This is a genomic window from Maribacter sp. Asnod1-A12 (assembly GCF_045063735.1).
Classification (GTDB): domain Bacteria; phylum Bacteroidota; class Bacteroidia; order Flavobacteriales; family Flavobacteriaceae; genus Maribacter.
This window is the reverse complement of sequence record NZ_JBEFNZ010000006.1, coordinates 2921516-2937541: the sequence shown is the minus strand read 5'-3', so window position 1 is coordinate 2937541 and position 16026 is coordinate 2921516. Positions and strand designations below refer to the sequence as shown.

The window sequence follows — 16026 nt, the reverse complement described above, 5'->3', positions numbered from 1 at the left end:
ACGAAAGATTAAATAATTGGTTCTAAAACCATTTGCTCAAAACAGTTATATTTACGCAGAAAACCAGACCAAATGTTTATACCTGAGCACTATAAAAATACGGACATTAAGGAGATTCATGATTTTCTGAAAAAAAATAGTTTCGGTATACTTATCAATACTATAGAAGGAAAACCTTGGGGTACGCACATTCCTTTAGAACTATCAAAGAATTCAGCAGATAAAGATATCTTGGTAGGTCATATTGCAAAAGCCAATTTGCAAAGTAAAAACTTGGTAGATGGTGACGAAGTACTCTGCATTTTCAATGGTCCGCACAGCTACATATCTTCCTCATGGTATAAAGAAGAAGAAGTTCCTACTTGGAACTACATAGCCGTTCATGTCTACGGTACCATAAAAATTCAGACATCAGAAGAACTATTAAAATCATTATATGCTTTGGTAGATAAGTATGAACAACAGTCCGAACATCCTATCTCGTTAAATGACATGTCCAAAAAAACAATGAGACAGGTAACAGGGATCATTGGTTTTGAAATTGAAATCAATGACATACAGGCTGTCAACAAACTATCTCAAGGAAGAGAGCATGATCACCCAAAAATCATAAATGAACTTGATAAACAAGGTGCCTCAGAAAAAGCTGTCGCGGATGAAATGAAAAAACGAACGCTTTAAACTCATTTAAACCAGTTAATATAAAATGGTTTAGAGTGTTTATGCTATCCTCATTTCTTCTACTTTTAATTAAAGTAATTATCTCTTTAAACCTATAATAATGAGCGAAGTGAAACCCATTTATAAATTCGATAAAAATTCTAACCGTAAAGAATGGCGAATTGTCAATGATGGTGTAATGGGTGGTTTATCTATGGGGCTCATTCAAGTGAATCTTGAAGGTAACGGTGTTTTCAGCGGACATGTAACTCTTGAGAACAATGGTGGTTTTTGTTTAGTTAGACACGATTTAGTTCGTATACCAGTAGATGCCTTTTCTAAATTTGCTGTCAAAATTAAGGGTGATGGAAAAAAATATGCTTTCCGCTGCAAATCTGGAGAACACCAAAGACATACCTATAGCTTTGATTTTAAATCTAGCAAAGAATGGCAAACTATTGAGATTCCGTTTGCTGAAATGGAAGCGGTTTTTAGAGGTGAAGAATTAAAATTACCCAACTACCACGGCGACTATCTAGCTCAGATCGCTTTCATTATAAAAAATGGTATTGAAGAAGATTTTAAGCTTGAAATAGATAGTATTGCATTGAAATAATGCGAACCTCATATTTAAATTAATCATTTTAAAAAAATTAAACATTGATTTTTATCATCTGTAAATTCCCTAAATTTTTATAAGTTTAAGTAACCAATACTTAAACCTATGTACCACCAGCTACAACCTATTAAAAAATTAATTATTCCATTTAAGGTAGATGCATTATTGCCTAATGTTCTAATATTGATACCTAGGGCAATCACTGGCTATCTTCTTTCTTTTGTTTTTGCAATAAATAAATTTGGAACTCCATGGACTCCTGCTTCTGTGGATTTAGCGTATTTTGAGGTTTCTGATTGGTTTGTTGCATTAGTGACACAATTTGGAATTCCATTCTCCTTGATGCCAGAACTGTTTGCTTGGTCTGCAGGATTAACTGAGGCTCTTGGTGGTATTCTATTAATATTAGGGTTAAACACAAGAATGACCGCCTTCTTTATTACCGTAACTATGTTCACTACTATAGTGTGCAGGCCATGGGACGGTTCTTGGAATATAATGCCCACATTTATCTTTTTCTGCTTAGGCTTATTTTTTATGGGTTTCGGCTCTGGAAAATTTGGACTTGATTATTTGATTACCAAAAAGATATAGAAATTTAGTCTTTTTAATAATCATAGTTTTTTATACTAGCACTCCCTTTTTACAGTTCAGTAACACATTTCTACAATTGGGTTCATCGCTTTTTTAATAAATGCATTTATAAGGCATCTTTGAAGTATCAATTAATCTTTAAAACCTTATAAAATGAAAAAGTTATTATTTACAATTACCGTATTTGCAATGAGTTTTACAATGAATGCCCAAGAAGAAACAGGCATAACTTTAACTGTAGTTATCCAAAATGTATTGAACGACGAAGGTCACATATTAAGTGGATTGCATAATGAAACTACTTTTATGAAAGCGGAAGGTATTAAAACCAGTAAAGATAAAGCTGAAGCAGGAGAATTAATTTTAACTTTTGAGAACATACAACCGGGAGATTATGCATTTTCCGTATTACACGATGCAAACGAAAATAACCGTATGGATTTTGCAACCAATGGCATGCCTACAGAAGATTATGCTATGAGCGGTGAATCTTTACCAATGGGTCCGCCAACCTTCAGTGATACAAAGTTTACCATTGAAGATGAGGATAAAGAATTAACGCTTCGTTTTTAGTGTACAATTCACGTCTGATTACCTCTCGTCAATAGGTTATAATAATGGTTTTTAGTAATTTTATAACCTTATACTATATACATGACCATTACTCAATTACAATACGTGCTTGCCGTTGCTGAATACAAAAATTTTACACTCGCTGCCGAGAAGAGTTTTGTAACGCAACCAACTTTAAGCATGCAAGTACAAAAGCTTGAAGATGAATTAGATATACTTCTTTTTGATCGGAGCAAAAAACCAATTACCATTACCGAAGTCGGTAAAAAAATTGTAGCGCAAGCAAAAAATATTGTAAACGAGGCGGCACGTATTAAAGATATTGTAGAGCAAGAAAAAGGTTATATAGGTGGGGATTATGTATTGGGCATTATCCCAACAGTAATGCCTACTTTATTACCTATGTTCCTTAAAAATTTTATACAAAAATATCCAAAAGTAAATCTAATAATCAAAGAGCAAAATACAGAAAATCTAATTCAAAATATTGAAGATGGACATATAGATGCTGCCATAGCGGCTACACCTTTGAAAATTGATTTTATTAACGAAAGACCGTTATATTATGAACCGTTCGTAGGGTATGTCCCTAATGAACACCGCTTAGGAAAAAATTCACAAATTACTCCTGATGATTTAGATATTGAAGATATTTTACTTCTACAGGATGGACATTGTTTTAGAGAAGGTGTTCTAAATCTTTGTAAAACTCCGAAAATTGGTGGAGATCATTTTAGCTTACAAAGTGGAAGTTTTGAAACCCTAATTAACCTTTCTAACGAAGGATTGGGAATGACCCTTCTACCCTATTTAAATACGTTGGAACTAGATGATGTAAAAAAGAAAAACCTGAAGTACTTTAAAGAACCTTCGCCTGCACGTGAGGTAAGTCTTATTTACCACAAAAAAGAATTAAAGGTACAGATTACAGAAGCTTTAAGAGATGTTATCACAGGCATTGTTCGTGGTGCAATCGCTTTTCAAGATGTTAAAATCATAAGTCCGATACATAAATAAGACCTATTGCTTTTTAAATCTATACAAGCAACCTTCAACACAAATACCTGGGTAAGATGGCGATAGCGTTAATCTTGTTTTACCCTCGTTGAAATCTGCGCTATACCCTAAAGTATCTTTTTCACCTTCAATGCTAAAATATAGATAAAGCTCTTCATCTGTAATTTCATAATCACCAGAATTAAGTACCTCTTTATTAAAATCGGTTCTTTCATAATTACCGAATTCATCGAAGAAATAGCGATACCCTTCTTCAACATCTTTCCATTCCGTAGCACCACCTGGACTAACATAAGATGCTGTCAAAAGCCACTCGCCTAATAAACTAGGGTTGTCAATTGGTGTGTCATCAAAAGCATCATCACTTTCACAAGCAATACATAATAGTGTACAAAATAGAACAGTAAACTTTAGTTTCATCGTTTCCTTTTAATATTAGATACCAAAATAGGTAAAAGGTTGTCTCAAAAAAAAGAGCCACTTTATGTGGCTCTATATTATGCTTTTAAATAAACTAAACTTTGTTTTAACTCTGGTTTATCAGTTATAAAACTTTCTAACCAAACTTTTAATTCCTCCACCTCTTCAGGTAGTAACGTCTTTAAGGCTTTCCTTAATTCTTTACAAAAAAGTAAGGTATCAAAACTAACCTTCTTAAGTACTGTTTTACTATACTCGAGCATTGACTTAGACATGTTGTTGTTAGATTAATTAATTTGTTGTTGTATAAAGGTAAACAGAAATGCAGGTGCAATATTGCATACAAAAAGTTAAAGTAATTACCTACATGTTAATTTTTTATCGCATTCATAAGTAGTCAATTTTGTAATTTCGAATTCATGAAGAATTTACTTTTTATTATAGTTATTTTAATACTTGTTTCCGCTTGTACTTCTACAAAATCTATTATACGAAAAGATTTTAACCAACAGTTGTCATCTTCATTTTATCAAAATCAGTTTACCGGTGTTTTGGTAATAGATGCAGAAACGAAAGACACTATATATACCAATAACAGTCATAAGTATTTTATTCCTGCCAGTAACACCAAGATTTTTACACTTTTCGCAGCGCTTAAAACCTTGCCTGTTCAGATACCGACTTTAAAATATATTGAAGCAAATGACACTTTATATTTTGAAGGTACTGGAGACCCTTCGTTTTTGCATCCTTTTATAAAAGATTCCACAACTTTAAAATTTCTTCAGATACATACTAACCTCGTATTTGTTGCTAACAACTTTCAAGATGAGAAATACGGACCAGGTTGGGCATGGGACGATTACCAGTGGTATTATTCTACAGAGAAAAGTGCGTTACCTATTAATGGTAATGTAGTGATGACGTATAGGAATCCGGAGGTTATGGTTTCTCCTGCTTATTTTAAGGACAGTGTTTTAGAATTGACACATAAGAATAATAGAAACGAAACTTCAAATTTATTTTATTATCCACCGACAAAAAAGGATACCTTAGAAACTCCCTTTATCACAAGTGATCAGACTACAAAATCAATTTTAGAGAATTTGCTTTCCAAAAAAGTTGGTATTGCTACAACAATGCCTGTAGGCGAAAAACAAACACTGTACGGTAGTAATACCGATTCGCTTTACGCGCGTATGATGCACGAAAGCGATAATTTTATTGCAGAACAGCTTTTACTTGTATCTGCAGGTGTTCTCACAGACACCTTAAATGGAAAACTAACTAGAAGTTATATTTTAGAAAATGAACTAAAAAATTTAAAACAAGAACCTAGGTGGGTAGATGGATCGGGACTCTCGCGATACAATCTGTTTACTCCGCAAAACATGGTCTCGGTTCTAGACCAATTATATAATATGGTTCCTCAAGAGCGTTTATTTTCTATCTTCCCAGCTGGGGGATTATCAGGTACTTTAAAAAATAGATTCGCAGGAGATGAGCAACCTTATATCTATGCAAAATCTGGAAGTCTCAGTAATAACTACTGTCTTAGCGGATACTTGGTTGCAAACTCAGGAAAAGTATTGATTTTCAGTTTTATGAACAATCACTTTAGAGCATCTACATCGGAAGAACGAAATAGGCTTGAACAAATGCTTCAAACACTTAGAGATACCTACTAACTATTGAACTTTTGCTGAAATATGTTTGGCATATTTCTCTTTCAACAACTTAATTTTAGGAGAAATATGTGTTCTACAAAAAGGCTTCTCGGTATCGTTAAAATAGTAATTATGGAAACGTTCTTCAGAGGATTTAAATGCCCCAAATGGAATAACTGCGGTAATCAACGGAGTTTCAAAATCTTGTTGTAACTCTTCCATAATACCCACTAAAGTCTTTTCATCATACTTATTAAAATAATAAATACCTGAACGGTACTTTTTTCGCATAGAATGATTTTCGGTGCTTTTATGGGTGTCTAAATGAATAGCTACCAAATCTTTCAATTCTATAACCGCAGCATTATAATGAATGATTACAGCCTCGGAAAAATCTGTTGGGTTCTCCTTCGGAGCAATGAAGCCTTGTTCCACTTTTTCAACACCGTTGAGTGCCATAAACACAGCTTCGGTACACCAATGACAACCACCACCAAAACCGACTTTAAAGACTTTATGCATATTAGAAGAGTCGCATATAAAACTTTAAACTAACGAAGTCAACTTTGCATGTTGTAACAGCATAATGGTTTTGGCATCTTTAATCTCTCCACTAGCCACCATCTTCATAGCATCATTAAAATCTAATTCCAAAACCTCAATATTTTCAGTTTCATCATCAGCACCACCACCATCACTGACTTTCATACTTTCATCATACTCCCCTACAAAAAGATACACTATCTCGGTCACCGAACCAGGGGACATATAGGTTTGAAATACCTTCTGTACATTACTAATTTTATAACCCGTTTCTTCTTCGGTTTCTTTACGAACACAATCTGCTGGGTTATCGCCATCTAAAAGTCCCGCACATACCTCTATCATCATTCCGTCTTCATTACCATTCACATATGTAGGCATTCTAAATTGTCTGGTAAGCACAACAGTCTTCTTTTTAGAGTTATACAATAAAATAGCTGCACCATTACCTCTATCGTAGGCTTCACGTTCTTGTGTCTCCCAAGTACCATCTGGTCGTTGATATTTGAATGTATATTTATGTAGCGTATACCAATTATCAGAAAGTAGTTTTTTTTCTACTTCTTTTATGCTTCCGTTTTTCAACTCAATTGAATTTATAATTCGATTATAAAGATATAACTAGTACGTTCCAATTCATAAATAAAAAGGGTATTGTCTTCTAGCATAGAACCGTAATAGCCTGAAAATTGTTATCCAGCAAAAACTCTTGCTATTTAAATCTCTTTTTCTTTATCTTTTCAATGCTAACATAAACTTCCACTACCTTGAAACAATTCTACATCTACGCCATTTTACTTTTAGTATGTACCACCTCTTGTAAAGACGATAAGTCATCTGAAGAAATCAAAGAACTACCAAAAATTGCTATTGCTGGTTTAGGCATTGAAAGCAGTACCTTCTCTCCTGCTCTTTCCACTGAAGAGGCTTTTCATGCAAAAGTGGGCGATTCTGTTTTCTCTAGATACCCATTTTTACAACCAGACTCCATAAATAGAAAAAGAGCGGAATGGGTGCCTACACTTGTGGGTAAGTCTTTACCTGGCGGAACAGTAACCCGCGAAGCTTACGAATCTCTAGTTACGAAAAGTTTGAAGCTATTGGAGGAAAACAAACCCTATGACGGACTCTTTTTTGACATCCACGGTGCAATGAGCGTTGTTGGTCTAGATGACCCTGAAGGTGATTTTATAGCTCGTATTCGCGAAGTTCTCGGTAACGATGTATTGATATCTACATCAATGGATTTACACGGTAATGTATCTGAACGACTAGCTCAACATACCGATTTAATTACTTGCTATCGTATGGCTCCGCATGAAGATGCTATTGAATCTAAAAAGAGAGCGGTTACCAATTTAATAGATAGATTAGAAAGCGGCAAAGGAAAACCTATTTATAAAGCATGGGTTCCTGTACCTATACTTTTACCAGGAGAAAAAACAAGTACGCGTATTGAACCTGGTAAAAGTCTTTATGCCAAAGTACCTACGGTTGCCGACCAAGACGGAGTTATAGATGCCGCTATTTGGATTGGTTATGCTTGGGCAGATGAGCCACGTAACCATGCCGTGGTAATGGTTACTGGCGATGATAAGGAAAAGGTTGAAAAAGGTGCCGAGAAATTAGCTCAAAGTTTTTGGAATGTACGTAATGAATTTGAATTTGTAGCGCCAACCACAACCCTGGATGAAAGCTTAAAACTTGCTTTGGCAAGTGATAAAAAACCCTATATGATAAGCGATATGGGCGATAACCCTACCGCTGGTGGTGCCGGTGATGTTACATGGACTTTAAAACAGCTTTTGGCAAGACCTGAGTTTGCATCCAAAAACGGAAAGTCTTTAATCTATGCTTCTATACCCGGACCAGAATTCGTAGAAAAAGCACTAGAAATTGGTGTTGGCGGGAAAATTAAAGCGGAAGCTGGTGCCGCCGTAGATCATAGATTTGCCGGACCTTTATTGTTAGACGGAACGATTACGGCCATTGAAGAAGGTGATGTAAATGCGGAAGTTGAAGTGGTCGTTAAGGTTGGAAATATTGATGTTATCGTAACTAAAAAGAGAAAGCCATACCACCACATGAGCGATTTTACAAATTTAGAATTAGACCCTAAAAATACTGATCTTGTTGTCGTAAAAATTGGCTATCTAGTTCCTGAGTTGTACGATATGCGTGGCGATTGGACCATGGCGCTTACTCCCGGAGGAGTGGACCAAGATCTTAACCGTTTAGGGTATAAAAGAATTAAAAGACCGATGTTTCCTTTAGATAGTTTAATGACACAGCCAGATTTAAAAGTAAGATGGATTCCTGCAGCTGATGCTAAATAACTAAACCGTAATCGCTTTATTTAAATAACGCCTAAACGGAAGCATTTCTTTATAGGCGTTTATTAATTCATCATCAAAAGAAGCCTTGTTGGTTTCCTTTGTGGAAAACTCTTGGAATACGGCAAAAGTCTTATTTTTGAGTAATTCTATATGTTTATGATCTTTATCAAAACCTTTAGGTGCGTTGGTTAATTTGGCATCTTCGAAAAGTCCGCCAAAGCGAGTTTTGAAAGATTTTTTATTCAATATTTTGACAAAGTCCTCTCCATCATAATCAATAGCATCACGAACACTGCGCAATACTTTAGACTCAGGTCGCCATAATCCGCCTGCGAAAATGCAACGTTCAATACCTAGTTCAAAATAGAAATCTGCCGTCTTAGGTTTTTTGTCAAATCCGGCTCCAAAATGGTCTTTGTACACCGGTTTGTTTGGATGAAACATCAGATTATTATTAATACGATTAATGCCCTTTTTACCGGGTGTATCATAGTATTCGTCATCAATATCAGATAGTCTTGTATTCATACTATTTAACCAATCGATATATTCATCACGAACTTGGTGGTACCATTTACGGTTGGCATCCATCCATTCTTTAGAATTATTTTTCTGTAATTCTTTGAGGAATTCTATTTGATTTTTGAAACTCATTCGTTGGTTGTTGGAAAATTAAAATTCAAACTCAAGTTCAAGTTCAAAAATCAAACTCAAAATCAAACTCAAACTCAAACTCAAAAAATAAATTCAAATGTTTTTAAACTTTGTACTTAGTACCTTCTGCTACTGGATTTTGGCTTTTGGGTTTTACTTAAATTTAGCTTCGCAAAATACTATTAAAAAGTCTATTCTCTTTGCTCTATATTCTTTCTACTCTTCTCAAAATATAAACATACTTTTTAATAATCTGTACTTTGTGCTTTTCACCATGTACCTTTTATCTAAGCTTTCATTCTAATACAAAAAAGCAAAATTTTAAACTCCTTATCTCTTTCTTCGATTTTTTTTCTTCCACCAAAGATGCATCCAATAGAAGCTCCAAAAAAAACTATCCTATACCCCTTCTGTAACTTAGCATTTCACTCTTATTCAGATTTAGAATTTATCTCATATTATAGTTCAAATGAAAATTTCTACTAGAGTTATCTTCAGTGAAATCTGATTAACTCTATTTAGCTTGTAGCAACTAATACCACCACTAATGAAAGGTGGATATCGGTATAGGTATCGTTAAAAATGAAGTCTAAATAAGGAATTTGGCTTGCAAAAAGAGAATAACCCATGAAAATTGAAATGTCACCATAAACATCTATATCAATTTAAATTAGATTTATTACATACGATTTCGTTCTTCTTGAGAACCGATTTTACGGTTTCTCTTTTCTTTTAGTTTTCGATTTCCAAAAGGAAAAGAATATGTTGCTTGAAAAACTCTTTCTGAAAAGTTATTATCGCCGTAGGTTTTTATACCAAGTTCTGGTTGATGGTATTCCCAATCTATAATACCGCTTGTAGCTGTAATATCTTGTATGCTAAATGTGAATGAACTCTCGTTTCTGAATTTTTTGCTTATTCCAAAGTTTATGAAGTGTCGCATGACTTGAACTTGGTCTCCCGATATGAACGGACTCATATATCGACCATCAATATTAGCCGTCCATGATTTTCCTAATTCAAAAACATTAGTAAGTTGAGCAGTAATCGTAAAAAGGTCTTTCTCAAAAGGAAGCGGACGATTAGAAACATCTTTTACATTCTTGTAGGCACCATCAAGATTCCAGTTCATTTTCCATAGTTTATTTATTTTGATTGGGAAACTCATACTTAGTAAAAGTCCATCCATACTATCGAAATTAATAGGAATACTAGTTTGTAAATTCTGTTCCTTGTTTACGGTGTTGTAAAAAGATATTGCACCTTTTGTTCTGTTAACTTCAAATGCAACGAGAAAAGAACCTTGGTTGAATGCCAATCTTGCAGCGTTCGTAAACGAAGGCCTAATTCGTGTATTCGATGTCACAAATAAACTCGGGTCAATTAATAAATAGAAACCAGCTAAATTCCAAAAAGCAGGGCGTTCTATACGTCTATTAAGAGAAAGCGTTAAGGTCTTAGTAGAATCTATGGTGTAACTTGTTCTAACAACGGGGAATAAATTGGTGTATGAGATACTAAAGTCATTTTCTCCAGAGGTATCATCCAGTTCGTAGTTATACTGCTCTAAACGAACTCCTAAGTTACTTTCCCATTTTTCATTCCATTTTTTTTGAACCGAACCATGTGCCGCTAAAATAATCTCGCTAATGTCATCATTCATTCCAAAGGAATCATCTTCACTCCAAACACCAGAGTCTCTATTCTTAATACTAGAGATGGTATTCGAATTATTGATGGTGCCTTTAAGACCGGTTTGTATTGTAGTTCCTTTTTCGTTTTTCCATTCAAAATCTCCCTTTACTGTATATATTTCGAATGAAGTATCACGATTAGAATTTGTAGCATCAATATTATCTTGAACCTCTAAATATGAAAGTTGTGAAGAATTTACGACATCTAGCGAAACTCTATCCAGATCCAGATTTAAAGAACTTGCAGGAGTCAACTGCCAAAAATAGTTGAGATTGACAAAGGTATTTGTATTCGGATTATTGCTATTGAGCAGGTAATTTAAATCAGTATTTATAATATTGTTAATTGTACCTATTGAGTTACTGGTATAATCACGACCGGAAGTATTGCTTTTTGTGTACCCAAAAATAGCACCAACGATTTTGTTTTTATCTATTTCAAAATCCGCACCTATAGTAAAACCAACTGAATTGTTATTAGGATTAGTAAATCTTAATTTGTTTTCGTAATAATATTGATCACCTAAATATTCATATTCTCGATAATGATTTACTTGTGACAATGGCGATTTACTCTGAGAACCAGTAAGTGTGCCATATAAATTAAATTTTTTATTTCTATAGTTTAAGTCAATACTACCATTTCCTTTTTTCCTTTTCCCTATTCCAAGTGTTAGACTTGCATTACCATTTAAACCAAATAAATTGTTCTCTTTCATTACAATATGAATAATACCGGCAGCGTTGTTAGCGTCGTATTTTGCAGAAGGCTGATGAATAAGTTCAATTCGATCTATGTTTTCGGCCTGCATGGCTTTTAGTTGTTGAATTAAGACTCCAATAGGAACGCGAGAAATTCTATCATTTATCATGATTAGAACTGCACCTTTATTATTCAAACTTATGCTGTTGGAGTTTTCCTGCACAATTACTCCTGGTGCTTTTTGAAGTACTTGTAGTACGTTGTTCCCACTAAATGTTGGTAAGGAGCCTACATTTAAAATCAATCGATCACTTTTTTGTTCATAGAGTAGTTTTTTACCAACCACTGCTACACCCTCTAATTCTTGGTTTTGGGCAGCTAATTGAATAGTTCCTATTACAATTTCTTTAATAGTCTGGATTTCTACAACCCTAATATTGGGTTCGAACCCAAGTAGAGAAACATTTAGTGTATAGTTTCCTAGGCCGATATCCTCCAGAAAAAATTCACCTTTATCGTTACTAGTAGCACCTTTGACCAAGGCAGAATCAAGTGTGCTTAATAAAAGGACATGGGCAAAGGCCAAAGCTTCTTTATTCTCATCTAAAACGGTTCCTTTAATAGAACAGTTTTGTGCAGATAACACTTGTGCAATTCCAGAAAACAATAAAGTCAATACAAGGCTCTTGTAATATGCGTATTTCATCGTAGTTTTAATTTATGATGAGGAAGTCATCCGTATTTCTACATAATGCTAGTTGCAAAACTATTTTTAGTAAACTACCCCAATGCAAGCCCCCGAGGCATTAAAAGGAATACACTTTGATTTCAAGGCAAGCCTCGAGGCATTTAATCTCGAATATCGAGTGAATAGTAGAAGTTGTTCAAATCTTCTTTTATCCTTTTTTAAATTTGGTAAACGGAAAGATCATCGGCACTCTCTTTTGGTAATTCTCATAATCTTTTCCTAGAAGGTTTCTCAAATCCTTTTCTTCTAAGTATTTCACAGCAATTAGCATATAAGCTGTCGTTACTACGGCAAATAGCAGTCGGCCATAGGTCATGGTAGGTGCTGCCCAAAACGCTATAATAAAACCTAGCATTAATGGATGTCTCACCAATTTGTAAAACCAATTGACTTGAAATTCTGGGTAGGTCAGGGACTGGTCCTTAAAGTTTTGATATATCTGCGTCAGACCGAAAAGCTCAAAATGACTTATCATAAAGGTAGAGAGGAATACAATTGTCCAACCCAAAAAGAATATTGCCATTACAATAAGAGAAACTATATTTTCGGTCTCCCAAACAATTGTAGTCATTGGCTGCCATTTCCAATACATAAAAAGAAGAATCAAACTCGATAATAAAATATAAGTACTGCGTTCCATAGCAGGGTCAATTATCTTAGTAAACCATTTTTTAAAAGCAGGGCGTGCCATAATACTATGTTGAAGGGCGAAAAGACTTAATAAACCAAGGTTGATGAGAACTGCAGGTACCAGGGAAATTTCTTCTCCGGTATCTATTGATTTGGGTACGAAAAGGTTTCCGACAAAGCCGATAGCGTAAAGAAAGGCTACTAAAAAAATAAGGTAAGCAATGATTCCGTAAATTACAATGAGTACTTTTTTCATGATTTTTGTTTTATGGTTATTTAAAAGTTGTTAAACGTGATAATTGAAATGCTAACTATACCTAATAATTACAAGTCAATCATTTTGGAGGATATTAATGATAGAACTTTAACCTATTATTTCAATTAACTCTGGGGCAAAACCAGATATTATTTTTTCAGTGGAGAATGATGCTCAGCAACTATTTTCCATCCTTCATTAGTTTTAAGAAAAAGCAAACTTATTTGATCATTTACCATCACTAAATCTTCACCAAACTTGAGTTCAAAATCTGAGTGAAAAGTCACATTGGCTACATCGCCATAAACTGCAACCTTTAAATCATTCGCATCAAATTTCACTACTTCGGTAACGCCTCCAAAAACAGTCCGTTCATATTCTTCATTGGTTACATCGCCATTACGTCGTTCCCCATTTTTAAATTCTGTAAATTTTGGACCATAGGCATGAAATGAAATCAGCTTGTCCATATCACCATCTTTAAGGCTTTGGGCAATAGTACCGAAGGTTTCCATTATTTGTTGTTGTGCCTCGGGAAATTCATCGTCTAGTAAGTCTACTTTTAAAGATTGACCGTTGCAACAGGTAATAGTTAGCAGTAAAAAAGTGATTACTTTAAGTTTTAAAATTGTTCTCATGATAATGATTTTAACTGGTTGAAAAACTGTTCTTTTTTATGTAGAACTTATGAATATCAAAGATGAAAAGAAAGCATATACAGTGTGTAACAAGCATGTTTCAGTCTTGTTAAGCTTTTATTCAGGTCTTTAAATTATGTTGCAGAACCTTTAACTAATGTTGAAGTTGAAACTTATAAGGTTAATTTGAAGAAGGAGTTTTTATTGGTAAGTTAATACTTGAAAACCCTACCTTTTCGTATATATTTTTATATCTCAGATCATTGCGTATTGGTGCTAATAAAGGTTCTGCGCGTAACCACAACAATTCTACTTCATGCCTGTCGTAGGACTTTTGAAGCCATTCAAACGCTCTTTCGTAGTCTTTTACATGTCCATAATATAGTGCTATAAACCAAGCAGGGCTTCCTGAGGAACCTTTGTCATATTCGTTTTGTAGCTCCGCCAAATATTGAAACGTTACTTTTGAATTACCATCCATTTGTGCATATACAGCGTTCAACCACATTAGAATTGGCGGATAATCTGGAAATTGGGTTGTTATCTTTTCCAGTTGGATTTTTGATTTTTCGTATTCTCCCAGATAGAAATATAGCTTGGTTGATTCTCGCAAATAGAACCAGTTATCATTATACAAAGGATCTGATTGAGTTAGTATTTCATTGGCTTTATCAGTAGCCCCTAAATAGAACATGGCCTCTGCTTTAAAAAATGGGTAAAACACATTTGACGGGTCATTTAGTGTGTAATATTCAATTGCCTTAAGGGTTTCTTCAGGCCTTCCCGTTTTAATGGGATAATCAAGCGAAATAACAGATGGTTTGTTCTGTTTGGAATTGCTGATTTTTTTTTGATAAAACTTCTCTACAACTTCAAAATTCCAGTCATAAAAAAATCTTCCTGTATTTAGTTCTTCCTTAGTTCGTTCATTGTTCGGTTCTATTTTCAGCGCTTTTTCTAATAATACTTTAGCGTTACCCCACGCTATTTGCTCATTGTAAAAACCCCAAACAGAACCGCCCATATGCCAAACATTTGCCATATCTACATAGGCTTCTACAAAATTCGAATCTGCTGCAATAGCATTTCCGTAAAGGTTTATAGCATTAGAATATGATAGTTCGTTCCCTTTGTTTCTTTGAAATTCTCCTTGAAGATAATACGAATAGGCGTCTTTACTTTGAGTTGGATTTTTTTTAATTTCAGCCAATTCATCTTGTGCAATAACCGCATTCATATTAGCGGCAATACCTTCTACTACTTCAGTTTGTAATTGAAAAATTTCATCACTTTTCCATTCCTTTGTATATTCTTCAGACCAAAGGTGAACATTAGAACTACCATGAATTAATTGAAGATTAATCTTAATTTGATTACCTGACATTTGAAGATTACCCTGTAAAATGTTTGATACTTCTAGTTCTTGAGTGATTTCCTTTAAACTTTTATCAGACTTTTTATAAGATTGGACAGAAGTAAACGGAATTACTTTTTTAATGGTCTTTATTTTAGTGAGTCTAGATATGATTGCGTCCGTCATACCATCTGAAATATATTCCAAATCTGGGTTTCCTGTAAGGTTTTTTAAAGGCAAAACAGCAATAGATTTGTCATCGAGCACCTGTATGCCACCAATGTTTACTTTGTCTTTCTTAGCAAAGGGTTTATAAACAAAGTAAGTAGAGCATAATGCCAAAACAATAATCGATGCCCAGATTATTGTTTTGGTATTGGAATTTTTAGTATCAACTGACAGGATTTCTGTCGATGTTCCTAACGATTGATTGTCAACATCTGCGATAATTCCAGATTTTGCCTCCCCAGGTGTATATCCAAAGTAATTATGAAAACAGGTGCTAAAATAGGTAGGACTGCTAAAACCAACACGATATGCAGTTTCTGAAGCTGTAATATCTTCGCTAGTAAGAATTTCTAAACTTCTTTTGAGTCGATATTCTCTAATAAATTGACTCGTAGAAATACCTAAGGTCTTATTTAATTTTCGATGTAAACTCGATCGACTCATCCCAACAGCTTGTGCAAGACTATCGACCCCAAATTGGTCATTGTTTAAATTAGATTCAATTTCAATCAATAATTTGTCTACAAGTGTTTCTTTAGTTGAATTACTTTGCTTCCCCATGGGTAGACTTCGGCTTTAATCAATTGAAATATAATATACTAGAGGGAATTACAAGTTAAACAAAATTGAAGCAGAATAATAAGATTTCTTTGGGTTTTTAATAATTAGATTTTTAAACCTTAATTAATGTA

Annotated in this window: 16 protein-coding genes; 7 read left to right on the top strand and 9 right to left on the bottom strand. The window is 34.3% G+C overall.

The window, feature by feature from the left end; translation table 11 throughout:
- Window positions 1-72 precede the first annotated feature (72 nt).
- The 5 genes from ACJJVP_RS12455 to ACJJVP_RS12435 all read left to right on the top strand — a co-directional run bounded on the left by ACJJVP_RS12455 (window position 73) and on the right by ACJJVP_RS12435 (window position 3463).
- Window positions 73-681: an FMN-binding negative transcriptional regulator gene (locus ACJJVP_RS12455; RefSeq protein WP_405414085.1), complete on the top strand. Its 609-nt coding sequence runs from the start codon at window positions 73-75 to the stop codon at window positions 679-681.
- 100 nt (window positions 682-781) lie between these two features.
- Window positions 782-1276: a CIA30 family protein gene (locus tag ACJJVP_RS12450; RefSeq protein WP_405414084.1), complete on the top strand. Its 495-nt coding sequence runs from the start codon at window positions 782-784 to the stop codon at window positions 1274-1276.
- 108 nt (window positions 1277-1384) lie between these two features.
- Window positions 1385-1873 (top strand): DoxX family membrane protein, encoded by a 489-nt coding sequence (locus tag ACJJVP_RS12445; RefSeq protein ID WP_405414083.1) that lies wholly within the window; start codon window positions 1385-1387, stop codon window positions 1871-1873.
- Between the two features lie 153 nt (window positions 1874-2026).
- The gene (locus ACJJVP_RS12440) at window positions 2027-2446 is read left to right on the top strand and encodes a DUF2141 domain-containing protein (protein WP_405414082.1); all 420 of its coding nucleotides are present in this window, start codon (window positions 2027-2029) and stop codon (window positions 2444-2446) included.
- An 81-nt stretch (window positions 2447-2527) separates the two neighbouring features.
- On the top strand, window positions 2528-3463 hold the full coding sequence (locus ACJJVP_RS12435) for a LysR substrate-binding domain-containing protein (RefSeq protein WP_405414081.1): 936 nt from the start codon (window positions 2528-2530) through the stop codon (window positions 3461-3463).
- A 3-nt stretch (window positions 3464-3466) separates the two neighbouring features.
- On the opposite strand, the gene ACJJVP_RS12430 is transcribed toward ACJJVP_RS12435, so the two are convergent.
- Together ACJJVP_RS12430 and ACJJVP_RS12425 are read right to left on the bottom strand one after the other, a co-directional pair.
- Window positions 3467-3883, bottom strand: a complete 417-nt coding sequence (locus tag ACJJVP_RS12430; RefSeq protein WP_405414080.1) for a hypothetical protein — start codon at window positions 3881-3883, stop codon at window positions 3467-3469.
- A gap of 77 nt (window positions 3884-3960) precedes the next feature.
- Window positions 3961-4158 (bottom strand): hypothetical protein, encoded by a 198-nt coding sequence (locus ACJJVP_RS12425; RefSeq protein WP_405414079.1) that lies wholly within the window; start codon window positions 4156-4158, stop codon window positions 3961-3963.
- A 144-nt stretch (window positions 4159-4302) separates the two neighbouring features.
- On the opposite strand from ACJJVP_RS12425, the gene ACJJVP_RS12420 reads away from it, so the two are divergent.
- Window positions 4303-5571 (top strand): D-alanyl-D-alanine carboxypeptidase/D-alanyl-D-alanine-endopeptidase, encoded by a 1269-nt coding sequence (locus tag ACJJVP_RS12420; protein ID WP_405414078.1) that lies wholly within the window; start codon window positions 4303-4305, stop codon window positions 5569-5571.
- Here ACJJVP_RS12420 and ACJJVP_RS12415 read toward each other — a convergent pair whose 3' ends face one another.
- Complete coding sequence (locus tag ACJJVP_RS12415) at window positions 5572-6072, bottom strand: peptide-methionine (S)-S-oxide reductase (protein ID WP_405414077.1); 501 nt, start codon at window positions 6070-6072, stop codon at window positions 5572-5574. It abuts the gene before it with no gap.
- 24 nt (window positions 6073-6096) lie between these two features.
- Window positions 6097-6678 carry a GDP-mannose pyrophosphatase NudK gene (gene nudK / locus ACJJVP_RS12410; protein WP_036155308.1) on the bottom strand — a complete coding sequence of 194 codons (582 nt, stop codon included), beginning with the start codon at window positions 6676-6678 and terminating at the stop codon, window positions 6097-6099.
- 182 nt (window positions 6679-6860) lie between these two features.
- Here nudK and ACJJVP_RS12405 point away from each other — a divergent pair, with 182 nt between their 5' ends.
- Window positions 6861-8429: a M81 family metallopeptidase gene (locus ACJJVP_RS12405; RefSeq protein ID WP_405414075.1), complete on the top strand. Its 1569-nt coding sequence runs from the start codon at window positions 6861-6863 to the stop codon at window positions 8427-8429.
- On the opposite strand, the gene ACJJVP_RS12400 is transcribed toward ACJJVP_RS12405, so the two are convergent.
- From ACJJVP_RS12400 to ACJJVP_RS12380, 5 genes are all read right to left on the bottom strand, one after another.
- A complete protein-coding gene (locus tag ACJJVP_RS12400; RefSeq protein ID WP_405414074.1) occupies window positions 8430-9083 on the bottom strand; it encodes a DUF2461 domain-containing protein in 654 nt (217 codons plus the stop codon). It lies immediately after the preceding gene.
- A 679-nt stretch (window positions 9084-9762) separates the two neighbouring features.
- Entirely contained in the window at window positions 9763-12186 is a 2424-nt protein-coding gene (locus tag ACJJVP_RS12395) for an outer membrane beta-barrel protein (RefSeq protein WP_405414072.1), read from the bottom strand.
- Between the two features lie 190 nt (window positions 12187-12376).
- Window positions 12377-13114: a methanethiol S-methyltransferase gene (gene mddA / locus ACJJVP_RS12390; protein WP_405414071.1), complete on the bottom strand. Its 738-nt coding sequence runs from the start codon at window positions 13112-13114 to the stop codon at window positions 12377-12379.
- A 149-nt stretch (window positions 13115-13263) separates the two neighbouring features.
- On the bottom strand, window positions 13264-13752 hold the full coding sequence (locus tag ACJJVP_RS12385; protein ID WP_405414069.1) for a nuclear transport factor 2 family protein: 489 nt from the start codon (window positions 13750-13752) through the stop codon (window positions 13264-13266).
- A gap of 181 nt (window positions 13753-13933) precedes the next feature.
- The gene (locus tag ACJJVP_RS12380; RefSeq protein WP_405414067.1) at window positions 13934-15895 is read right to left on the bottom strand and encodes a helix-turn-helix domain-containing protein; all 1962 of its coding nucleotides are present in this window, start codon (window positions 15893-15895) and stop codon (window positions 13934-13936) included.
- Between the last annotated feature and the right edge of the window lie 131 nt (window positions 15896-16026).

Bases quoted from the DNA above. Each gene is read 5' to 3' on its own strand.
- ACJJVP_RS12395 (WP_405414072.1), bottom strand. From the start codon at position 12,186: ATGAAATACGCATATTACAAGAGCCTTGTATTGACTTTATTGTTTTCT.
- mddA (WP_405414071.1), bottom strand. From the start codon at position 13,114: ATGAAAAAAGTACTCATTGTAATTTACGGAATCATTGCTTACCTTATT.
- ACJJVP_RS12400 (WP_405414074.1), bottom strand. From the start codon at position 9,083: ATGAGTTTCAAAAATCAAATAGAATTCCTCAAAGAATTACAGAAAAAT.
- ACJJVP_RS12455 (WP_405414085.1), top strand. From the start codon at position 73: ATGTTTATACCTGAGCACTATAAAAATACGGACATTAAGGAGATTCAT.
- ACJJVP_RS12380 (WP_405414067.1), bottom strand. From the start codon at position 15,895: ATGGGGAAGCAAAGTAATTCAACTAAAGAAACACTTGTAGACAAATTA.
- ACJJVP_RS12430 (WP_405414080.1), bottom strand. From the start codon at position 3,883: ATGAAACTAAAGTTTACTGTTCTATTTTGTACACTATTATGTATTGCT.
- ACJJVP_RS12415 (WP_405414077.1), bottom strand. From the start codon at position 6,072: ATGCATAAAGTCTTTAAAGTCGGTTTTGGTGGTGGTTGTCATTGGTGT.
- ACJJVP_RS12445 (WP_405414083.1), top strand. From the start codon at position 1,385: ATGTACCACCAGCTACAACCTATTAAAAAATTAATTATTCCATTTAAG.
- ACJJVP_RS12420 (WP_405414078.1), top strand. From the start codon at position 4,303: ATGAAGAATTTACTTTTTATTATAGTTATTTTAATACTTGTTTCCGCT.
- ACJJVP_RS12425 (WP_405414079.1), bottom strand. From the start codon at position 4,158: ATGTCTAAGTCAATGCTCGAGTATAGTAAAACAGTACTTAAGAAGGTT.
- ACJJVP_RS12435 (WP_405414081.1), top strand. From the start codon at position 2,528: ATGACCATTACTCAATTACAATACGTGCTTGCCGTTGCTGAATACAAA.
- ACJJVP_RS12385 (WP_405414069.1), bottom strand. From the start codon at position 13,752: ATGAGAACAATTTTAAAACTTAAAGTAATCACTTTTTTACTGCTAACT.
- ACJJVP_RS12440 (WP_405414082.1), top strand. From the start codon at position 2,027: ATGAAAAAGTTATTATTTACAATTACCGTATTTGCAATGAGTTTTACA.
- ACJJVP_RS12450 (WP_405414084.1), top strand. From the start codon at position 782: ATGAGCGAAGTGAAACCCATTTATAAATTCGATAAAAATTCTAACCGT.